The organism is Novosphingobium sp. (genome assembly GCF_031424035.1).
In the GTDB taxonomy this organism is placed as follows: Bacteria; Pseudomonadota; Alphaproteobacteria; order Sphingomonadales; family Sphingomonadaceae; genus Novosphingobium.
Window position 1 is genome coordinate 98,834 of sequence record NZ_JANPGP010000110.1, and the last position, 7,848, is coordinate 106,681.

Here is a 7,848-nt window from a genome sequence, read left to right on the forward strand (position 1 = left end):
GCGGAAGCGGGATCAGAACTTCTTCGAAGCGCCGAGGATGAACATGCGGCCCAGCGTGAAGCCATTCGCGAAGCCGTTTTCGGCCTGGCCATTGCGGCGCAGGACAGGCGGTTCGGCATCGGTCACGTTGTTGATGTTCAGCGTGAAGCTCAGGTCCTTGAACATGCCGTCACCGGGGACGTCATATTTGAAGAACAGGTTGAGCGTGTTGAACGAGTCCACTTCCGACTGCGGCGTGAGCGCGGTGGTCAGCGCGATCGGATAACCCGCGCTGTGGTTCCAGGTAGCCTGGGCGCGGAACTTGCCGATGTCGAGGCCGGTCGTCAGCTGGAACTGCAGCTTGGAGGTATCGCGCACCAACTGATTTGCTTCGGGTGCAATCGGGCTGGCCTGCTGCGTGCGCTTGAGCGGGGCATTGAAGTTCATGCCCATGTCAAAGCCGCCCCAATCCGTCTTGTGCTGATAGTTCAGCGCAAAGTCGATGCCTTCGACCTTCAGCACGCCGAAGTTGCCGACGCGGAAGTCCACCAGTTCGACGATACGGCCACCGCCGGCAGAGGCGATTGCGGCGGTGAGCTGCGACTGCAGGGCAGGGGCCAGCGTTCCGAAGAAGCTGCTGATCTGGCTGTTGGTCAGTCCGTTGACATCATAGGCAACGCTGCTCGGGAAGTTGATGAAGATATCGGTGCCCGGCGTCGGCGTGCCGAGGATGTTGGTGAACTTCACGTTGTAGTAGTTGGCGCTGACGCGCAGGCCGTCCATCGGTTCGATATCGACACCGATTGACCAGGTATCGGCTTCCTGCGGCTTCAGGTTCGGTTGTGATCCCTGGAAGGCGATCGTGTTGTTGGTGCCCGCCAGCGTCGAGGTTCCCGGCTTCACGAAGGGAACGAATGGGAAGAAGCTGATCGATCCGGACAGCGAGCCCAGCTGGTCAAGCGGAGTTGGCGCGGTGAACGACGTGCCCCAGTTGCCACGGATCGTCAGCCAGCTCGCCGGCTTGAACGTGGCGCCGATCTTCGGATTGAAGGTCGATCCGAAGTCGCTGTAGTGGTCGTAACGGCCCTGTGCCGACAGGGTCAGCATCGAACCGCCGTTGCCGTCGCTGATCAGCGGCAGCACCATTTCCCCGAACAGCGAATGCACGTCGCGGCTGTAAGGCGTGTAGGCAAGGCTGCCGAGTGTGCCAATGCGGATGTCATTGCCGAACCGCTTCTGCAGCTTGTCGTTCATGAACTCGTAGCCCATGGCCACGCGCACGTCGCCGCCGGGCAGTTCGAGCAGCTTGCCTTCAGCGATAAGGCGCGCGTTGAGCAGGCGATCGATTGCCTGCCCGGCCAGCATGCTGTCCGTGATGTCCTTGATCAGTGCAGGGCTGTTCGAAGCGAGGTTGAACGGGTTGAAGCTATTGGCCGCAGTCGCCGCTGCAGCAGGCGCGCCGGCCGCATTCAGGCGGGCGCTGCTGACGCCGGTCAATTCAAAACGGCTGTCGCTCTGGCTCCAGTTGAGCAGGCCGCGCAGCTGCCAGTCGTCGGTCAGGTCATGCTTCAGTTCGGCATTGCCGCCCCATTGGCGGATCAGCGTGTCGGAACGCTGGCTGTCCTTGCCGAGCAGCGGCTCGAAGCTGAAGTTCACCGCCGCAACAGTCGTCACCGGCAGGAAGCCGAACAGGATGCCCGGTCCAAGCGCCACGCCAGCCGGTAGCGAGCTTGCTACGGTCGGGTTGTTGCCGTTGATGTTTACCGAGGCATTCAGGATCGAGGAGGCATGCGTCTTGCGCTGGCTCCAGTAGGCACGCACGTCGATCGAGGTGCGATCGCCGAAGTCCCAGGTCAGCCCGCCGGTCACCCCGTGGCGTTCGGCCTGAGGCACGATGGTCGCATCTTCGCTCAGGTCGCAGCGGTTTGCGGTGCCGGCGACAAGGCCCGGGAATGCGTAAGAGTTTGAAGAGAACACGCCGCCGGTGGCGTTGATCACCGTGTTCACCGCCAGGTTGGGCTGGGCGCAGTTCAAGTCACGGCCCGGCAGGCTGGCGACGCTCCAGTCGACATTGCGGATATAGTCGCGGTCGCGTCCGTAAAGGGGATCGCTCTTGGTATAGGAATAGGCGATCCACGCCGAACCGGCGTCCCAGGTCTTGCCCGCGGTGATCGAGCCGTCCCACTGCTGGTAATTGTCGGCAAAGCCATAGTGACCGCCAACCTTGATGCCGTCATAGCGCTTGTGCGTGACGAAGTTGATCACGCCGGCGACCGCATCGGCGCCATAGATGGCCGAACCGCCTTCAGTGACCACATCCACCCGGGCGATAGCTCCGGTCGGGATCAGGTCGGGATCGACCGAGGCCTGGTTGACGCCTGCCGAGGCAACGCGGTGACCATCGACGAGGATCAGCGTCGGCGAACTGGCAGCATTCGGCGATGACAGGTTGCGGATGTTCGGCCGCGAAATCTGGATCTGGTTCACCGCGATGCCAAGGTCGGCGATCGGAACGCGATTGAAGTAGTTGGTCACCTGCGGGATCGAGGCGAGGAGTTCGTTCGAAGACTGTGCCCCGATTTCCTCAAGCTTGCTCTCGCCAAGCGAGATCGAATTCGATCCGACCGGGGCCTGCCCGCGGATGTTGGTGCCGGTGACAACAATTTCGGGATCACCCGACTTGTCGTCTTCATTGGCGTTCTGCGCCTGTGCAGCCACCGGAAGCGTGAGCGCCAGTGCGAGGCTGGCGCGAGCAACTCCAGCGCGAAATGTCGTTATTGCCTTCATGAGGTCCCTCCCATTTTGGTTGCCAGAGCGATCTTGCGCCGTCCTGACAGACTCATGGATGCTACGACTGGTCATGCCAGTCAAGATAAGTCGACGCATTCGTCTATTTATTATGACTGCATCGCCAGAGCGTCATTATCGCATTGCGGAACCAGCACGTCTCATGCAGATCGGCGCCATGTCAGATGTCGATACTATTGTCCGCCTGCGTCGTGGGCGTCCCAGCAAGGCCGATGCCGCGCAGATCGACCGGCGCGTGATTGATGCGGCGTGGGACGTCTTTCTTGAATCTGGCTATGAATCGGCGACGATGGAACAGATTGCTGAGCGCGCCGGCATCACCAAGACGACGCTCTATCTGCGGCACAATGACAAGTCGGCCCTGCTCCGCGCCACGGTGAACGACCGGATGAGCACCTGGGCGATCGAGAATACCCGCGACGGCTGGACGGTCGGAGACACCCTTGAAGAGCGACTTGTCAGTCTTGCCTGCAAGATTCTGGCGGTGGGAAACCATCCCGACATTCTCGCCACGTCACGATTGATCCACGGCACCACAGGTGAAGCTGGCCGGATTGCCCGCGAACTGGACCGGTTCATGCGCGAACCGATGATCGAGGAAGTCACCGGCGAGATCGCCGAATACGGCCACATCGAAGGCTTCACGGCGAAGGACCCGCAGGCCATCGCCCGGTTCTTCATCGCTATGCTGGGCAGCATGATCGACCAGTACGCTGAAGACTACGGCAATCCCGAGCAGCACGAAAAGCTGGCCCGGCAAGTCGTCGCGGTCCTGTTCCGCGGGCGCAGCGAATGGTGATGCCTGGGCGCTGAGGTGCCGGCTATTACACTTTGCGGCCATTACACCTTGCGGTGTTCGGCCTTCACCCAGCGCACAGTGCCGGTGCTGGCGCGCATCACGACCGTGTGCGTCGTCATGGTGCCGTCCTTGCGGCGCTTCACCCCGTCGAGCAGCGAACCGTCGGTCACGCCCGTAGCGGCAAAGATGCAGTCGCCCTTGGCCAGTTCGTCGCGGGTGTAGATCTTGTTCAGATCGTCGATGCCCCACTTGCGGGCGCGGGCGCGCTCATCCTCGTTGCGGAACAGCAGGCGGCCGTTGAACTGCCCGCCAACGCAGCGCAGCGCGGCTGCGGCCAGCACGCCTTCCGGCGCGCCGCCCGAACCCATGTAGAGGTCGATCGTGGTGTCTTCGTTGGTCACCGCGATCACGCCGGCAACGTCGCCATCGCCGATCAGCACGACGCCGCAGCCGAGGCCGCGCAGCTCGGCGATCAGGTCGGTGTGGCGCGGACGGTCAAGCACGCAGACGATGATTTCGCTCGGCTCTACGCCCTTGGCGGCGGCCACGGCCTTGACGTTCTCGGTCGGGCTCTTGGCGAGGCTGATGATGCCTTCGGGATAGCCCGGTCCGACCGCCAGCTTGTCCATGTAGACGTCCGGCGCGTTCAGCAGGTTGCCCTCTTCGGCGCAGGCGAGAACAGCGAGTGCGTTCGGGCCGGCTTTGGCAGTGATGGTCGTACCTTCCAGCGGATCGAGCGCGATGTCGATCTTCGGACCGGTGCCCTGCGCGCCGCCAACCTTTTCGCCGATGAACAGCATCGGCGCTTCGTCGCGCTCGCCTTCGCCGATCACCACCGTTCCGTCGATGGCGAGGTCGTCAAAGGCCAGTCGCATGGCTTCGACAGCGGCATGATCGGCCGCCTTCTCGTCACCGCGGCCAATGAGCTTGCTGGCGGCAATCGCGGCGGCTTCGGTGACGCGCACCATTTCGAGGACGAGGACGCGGTCGAGAACGGTGCTTGCGGGAGTTGCGGTCATGTTCAGTCCGTGTTCAAATGATGAAGGGGAATGCGGTTTTGTACGAAAGTGTTGGGCGCGGCGCTTAAAGCGGGGAAGATCGTTTGTCGAGAATGTTGAACTGGCGGCTGGCACTCCTCGCTTTCGCGCTGTCCCTCTGGACTCAGCCGGCACTGGCGCAGCAGGCCGATGCGCCTCAGGATCAGGCGGCTGAGAGCAGTGCCGATGCTAACGCCGAACCCACCGGGCCGATGAACCTTTCGGTCACCGCCACGCGCAAAAGGCGCGCCTGCTCGGGACTCGGCCCGAACGGCGAAATTCAGGTCTGCGGCAAGGACGATGGCTCGGACGTGCGCGTGCCGGACGAGGAAGAGCGCACCGACGATGGCTTGCCGCGCGCGCCCGATGTCGGCCCGCCTTCATGCAAGAAGACCGGCAACAAGGGCTGCATTGGTTTTGGTTCGGCGCCGCCGCCGATCTATTATATCGACGTCAAGGCGATCCCGCTGCCGCCCAAGGGTTCGGATGCGGAAAAGGTCGCCAAGGGTGAAATCCGCGACCGCTGAGGCTCGGCTAAGAACCCAGCAGGTGCATCACGAGCGGCGGCTGGGTCAGGCTGGCTGATCCTTCGAGCAAACGCAGCGCTTCGCTGACTGCGCTTTCCGGCCCTTCGTGGGTGACCAGCGACACCAGAACTTCGCCGCCGCTGTCGGCGCGGCCGGTCTGGATCAGGCTTTCGATCGACACCCCGGCATCGCGCATGGCGGCGGTGATCTCGGCCAGCACGCCGGGACGGTCGGCGACGAGGAAGCGCACGTAGGAGCGGCTGCGGCGGTGGCCGGTGTGGGCCGCCTCCATCTTCAGCAGTTCCTCGACCGGGACCGAGAAGGCCGGTCCAGCCTCACCGCGGGCAATATCAATAAGGTCGGCCACGACCGCGCTGGCCGTCGGCCCATCGCCAGCGCCGGCGCCCTGGAACAGCAGCCGGCCAGAGAAGTTGCCCTCGGCGACAACCGCATTGGTCGCGCCGTCAACATGGGCCAGCGGATGATCAAACGGCACGAGGTGCGGCTGGACGCGCTGGAACAGGCGCTCGACGCCGTCTCCGTTGGTATCGGTCTCGGACATGCCGATCAGGCGGATAACATAGCCCAGCGTCCGGGCCTGCGCGATGTCGGCGGCAAGTATGCGGGTGATGCCGGTGGTCTCGACCGAGCGGAAGTCCACCGCCGTGCCAAAGGCGATGGCGGCGAGGATCGACAGCTTGTGCGCCGCGTCGGTGCCCTCGATGTCAAAGGCGGGATCGGCCTCGGCGTAGCCCTTGGCTTGAGCCTCGGCGAGGACATCGGCGAAATCGCGGCCGGTATCTTCCATGGTTGAGAGGATGTAATTGCAGGTGCCGTTGAGGATGCCGTAGACCCGCTCAAATTCGTTCGCTGCCGCGCCTTCGCGCAGGCCCTTGATCACCGGGATGCCGCCGGCGACCGCTGCTTCGAACTTGAGCGGCACCTTGGCCGCCTCGGCCTTGCTGGCGAGTTCGAGGCCGTGGTGGGCGATCATTGCCTTGTTGGCGGTGACCAGCGCCTTGCCGGCTTCGATCGTCGTGCGTGCGCAGGCGAGGGCCGAGCCGTCGGACCCGCCCACCAGTTCGACCACCACGTCGACATCGGCACGCTCGCCGAGGATGACCATGTCGTCTTCCCAGGTATAGGGCGTGATATCGACGCTGCGCCGCTTTGACCGGTCACGGGCGGAAATGGCGACGATCTGGATCGGCCGTCCGGCGCGGCGGGCAATCAGGGCGGCATTGGCCTCAACCAGACGAATGACGCCCGCGCCAACCGTGCCAAGTCCTGCCAATGCGATGCGAAGCGGCTCTGCCATGAGTAATCCCTGCCTTTTCGGCCCGCGCCCTAGGGCAGAGCGGACGCGATTTCTAGCCCCGCTATATTACCTGCGAATGCGGGGGCAGGATCCGAGGTCAGATAACACCTTGACGTAGTCACTTACTGCCGCCGTCTTGTCAGTGTCCGTGGCCGAAAGGTTGGCACCCGGCGGCAGGCTGCGCGGCAGGAAGCAGGCAAGGCGATACCATACCAGCGTGTCGCGCTTGGGCGGCAGCCCGGTCGTCGCGACGATCTCGGAAAACGAGACGCCCCAGTGCGTCGGCGCGCCGGCATGGTGCAGCACGGTTATCGAAGCAGGCTCGCCATCATCGGTCTTGAGGAAGATCTGCGTCTCACCCTCGCCAGCCAGAGTGCCAGGGACGTGGATCGCTTCCTGCACGCCGGTCACGCGGCGCGGGGCATCAGGACCGTAAAGCTCGCGCAGGACCTGCCGCAATGTTGCGTCAGTCGCGGGGTCCCACAGGATCTGAGCATCAGGCGCGACGAGGCGAATCTCGCCCGGCCGGTCCTTCACATGGCCCGCGAACAGCAGCACCGATTGCTTCGCCAGTTTGGGCACCTTGCCCTTGGCATCAAGCCTGACGTCCGCGAGATACCGCAACGCTTCCCCCACTGCCGCTGGACCGGTGAGCAGGTTCTCGGTCACCGCCTCGACATAGATGCGCGCCATGCCCGGACGGGATGCGGCGCCCTGCTCGGGCTTGAGCACGGCCACCTTCTTCACTTTCGCACGCAGTACCAGCTGGGCGTGATCGGCCAGGTCGGCGATGTCGGCATAGCTCGGCGCAGAAAGACCAGCCGTGGACGCGATGGGCTGCGGTGATTCGGCGGCGCGGGATTCGGCAGGAAAGGCTGTGCAAAATCCCAGGCAAAAAGCGCCGGCGAGGGCCAACCCGGTACGCGTTCCGTGCTTCGTCATCATTGTAATACCTCCAGCCGATTCGACGGACCTACGCGATTCCGGCGGTTTGCGGCACCGGCCCATTAGTTTTGCCCTTAACTTCCGTGAATCATGGGTTAACACATAAACAGGATGGATTAAGGCGTTGCGCACCCTTGGACTCGGCGTTAAAGCTCGCGGAAACGTTGGCCTAAGAAAACAACAAGGCCACAAGGTTCGCCCGTCGGGGCTTCGGGACCCGACTGGGGTACCGTAATGACCGGCAGGGCGGAAATTAACGATTCGGCCCCGGTGTGTCCGCTCTTTGCGGGCCTGCTGGGGAGGAGAGGGGTGTCTGGCTTCAGATGTCCTGGGACAGTAATTTTGGAGTGATGCGTCTGAATGGCTTACGCTGACCAACAGGTATCCGGTAATCGGATCACCGCTTTCATCGTTGTCGCCCTTCTGCATGTCCTC

General features: G+C 63.3%; 6 protein-coding genes. 2 read left to right on the forward strand and 4 right to left on the reverse strand.

The window, feature by feature from the left end; genetic code table 11:
* Positions 1–12: 12 nt before the first annotated feature.
* On the reverse strand, positions 13–2,766 hold the full coding sequence (locus RMO89_RS15150; protein WP_310534136.1) for a TonB-dependent receptor domain-containing protein: 2,754 nt from the start codon (positions 2,764–2,766) through the stop codon (positions 13–15).
* 178 nt (positions 2,767–2,944) lie between these two features.
* On the opposite strand from RMO89_RS15150, the gene RMO89_RS15155 reads away from it, so the two are divergent.
* Positions 2,945–3,586 carry a helix-turn-helix domain-containing protein gene (locus RMO89_RS15155; protein ID WP_310534137.1) on the forward strand — a complete coding sequence of 214 codons (642 nt, stop codon included), beginning with the start codon at positions 2,945–2,947 and terminating at the stop codon, positions 3,584–3,586.
* Positions 3,587–3,627: 41 nt separating this feature from the next.
* Here the strand turns inward: RMO89_RS15155 and glpX are convergent, their stop codons facing one another.
* Complete coding sequence (gene glpX / locus RMO89_RS15160; RefSeq protein WP_310534138.1) at positions 3,628–4,605, reverse strand: class II fructose-bisphosphatase; 978 nt, start codon at positions 4,603–4,605, stop codon at positions 3,628–3,630.
* An 83-nt stretch (positions 4,606–4,688) separates the two neighbouring features.
* Between glpX and RMO89_RS15165 the strand changes: the two genes are divergently transcribed.
* Positions 4,689–5,150 carry a hypothetical protein gene (locus RMO89_RS15165; protein ID WP_310534139.1) on the forward strand — a complete coding sequence of 154 codons (462 nt, stop codon included), beginning with the start codon at positions 4,689–4,691 and terminating at the stop codon, positions 5,148–5,150.
* A gap of 7 nt (positions 5,151–5,157) precedes the next feature.
* On the opposite strand, the gene RMO89_RS15170 is transcribed toward RMO89_RS15165, so the two are convergent.
* Both RMO89_RS15170 and RMO89_RS15175 read right to left on the reverse strand, forming a co-directional pair.
* Complete coding sequence (locus RMO89_RS15170) at positions 5,158–6,468, reverse strand: homoserine dehydrogenase (RefSeq protein WP_310534140.1); 1,311 nt, start codon at positions 6,466–6,468, stop codon at positions 5,158–5,160.
* Positions 6,469–6,534: 66 nt separating this feature from the next.
* The gene (locus RMO89_RS15175) at positions 6,535–7,413 is read right to left on the reverse strand and encodes a hypothetical protein (protein WP_310534141.1); all 879 of its coding nucleotides are present in this window, start codon (positions 7,411–7,413) and stop codon (positions 6,535–6,537) included.
* Positions 7,414–7,848 lie beyond the last annotated feature (435 nt).

Bases quoted from the DNA above. Each gene is read 5' to 3' on its own strand.
- RMO89_RS15150 (WP_310534136.1), bottom strand. From the start codon at position 2,766: ATGAAGGCAATAACGACATTTCGCGCTGGAGTTGCTCGCGCCAGCCTC.
- RMO89_RS15155 (WP_310534137.1), top strand. From the start codon at position 2,945: ATGTCAGATGTCGATACTATTGTCCGCCTGCGTCGTGGGCGTCCCAGC.
- glpX (WP_310534138.1), bottom strand. From the start codon at position 4,605: ATGACCGCAACTCCCGCAAGCACCGTTCTCGACCGCGTCCTCGTCCTC.
- RMO89_RS15170 (WP_310534140.1), bottom strand. From the start codon at position 6,468: ATGGCAGAGCCGCTTCGCATCGCATTGGCAGGACTTGGCACGGTTGGC.
- RMO89_RS15175 (WP_310534141.1), bottom strand. From the start codon at position 7,413: ATGATGACGAAGCACGGAACGCGTACCGGGTTGGCCCTCGCCGGCGCT.